General features: G+C 69.7%; 1 protein-coding gene. It reads right to left on the bottom strand.

The features are described 5' to 3' along the window. A partial coding sequence (locus KCH87_RS48410) for a type I polyketide synthase (protein WP_210594458.1) occupies nt 1-1,325 on the bottom strand: 1,325 nt, incomplete at both ends.

The raw sequence follows: 1,325 nt of genomic DNA, 5'->3' as shown, positions 1-1,325 counted from the left end.
AAAGGCGGCCGCGAACACCGGCTCCGACTCATACAACTCCCGCCCCATACCGGGTCGTTGCGAGCCCTGCCCGGTGAACAAGAACACCCCCCTGCCCCCGACCACCGACCCCTGCACCAGACACGGATGCGCCTCACCCGCAGCCAACGCCTCCAAAGCCGGAAGCAGATCCGCGACCGCCTCACCGACCAGAACCGCCCGCTCGTCGAACTGCACACGGCCATGCAGCAGGGTGTGCGCCACCGCCGCCACGTCCAGACCGTCACCCGCCTCACCGACGTACGCGGCCAGCCGTTCGGCCTGCACCCTGAGCGCGACTGGCGTCTTCGCCGACACCGGCCACACCACCGGCAACCCAGAATCCTGTGATGGCGACTCGGCCTCCTGCACCGGCTCCTCGACGGGAGCCTGCTCCAGAATCACGTGCGCATTCGTGCCACTGATCCCGAACGACGACACCCCCGCCCGCCGCGCACGCCCGACCTCCGGCCACTCCCGCGCCTCGGCCAGCAGCCGCACCCGCCCGGCCTCCCACTCCACATGCGGCGTCGGCTCATCCACATGCAACGTCCGCGGCAACACCCCATGCCGCATCGACTCCACCATCTTGATCACACCCGCCACACCCGCAGCAGCCTGCGCATGCCCGATGTTCGACTTCACCGACCCCAGCCACAACGGCTGTTCGCCATCCCGCCCCTGGCCATACGTCGCCAGCAGCGCCTGCGCCTCGATCGGATCACCCAGCGAGGTGCCCGTCCCATGCGCCTCCACCGCATCCACCTCGGCGGGAGTCAGCCGGGCACTGTCCAGCGCCTGCCGGATCATGCGCTCCTGCGAGGGACCGTTGGGGGCGGTCAGACCGTTGCTCGCACCGTCCTGATTGACAGCCGAACCCCGCACCACCGCCAGCACACGATGCCCCCGCCGCCGAGCATCCGACAGCCGCTCCAGGACCAGAACACCCACGCCCTCGCCCCACACAGTGCCGTCGGCACCATCGGCGAACGCTTTCACCCGGCCATCGGGAGCAAGTCCCCGCTGCCGACTGAACTCGACGAACATGCCAGGCGTGGACATGACGGTGACGCCGCCGGCGAGGGCGACGTCGCACTCGCCGTTGCGCAGGGCCTGGGCTGCCAGGTGCAGGGCGACCAGGGATGACGAGCACGCCGTGTCCACCGTCACCGCCGGACCCTCAAGCCCGAAGGCGTACGACACGCGGCCGGAGATGACACTGGTGGTGCTGCCGGTGAGCAGATACCCGTCCAGGTCCTGCGCTCCTTCGTGTAGCCGGGGACCGTAGTCGAGGGCGGTGGCTCCGA

It is taken from the genome of Streptomyces sp. GESEQ-35 (assembly GCF_017948485.1).
GTDB lineage: Bacteria > Actinomycetota > Actinomycetes > Streptomycetales > Streptomycetaceae > Streptomyces.
The sequence above is the reverse complement of the archived record's forward strand: the minus strand, read 5'-3'. Positions and strand labels throughout refer to the sequence as shown.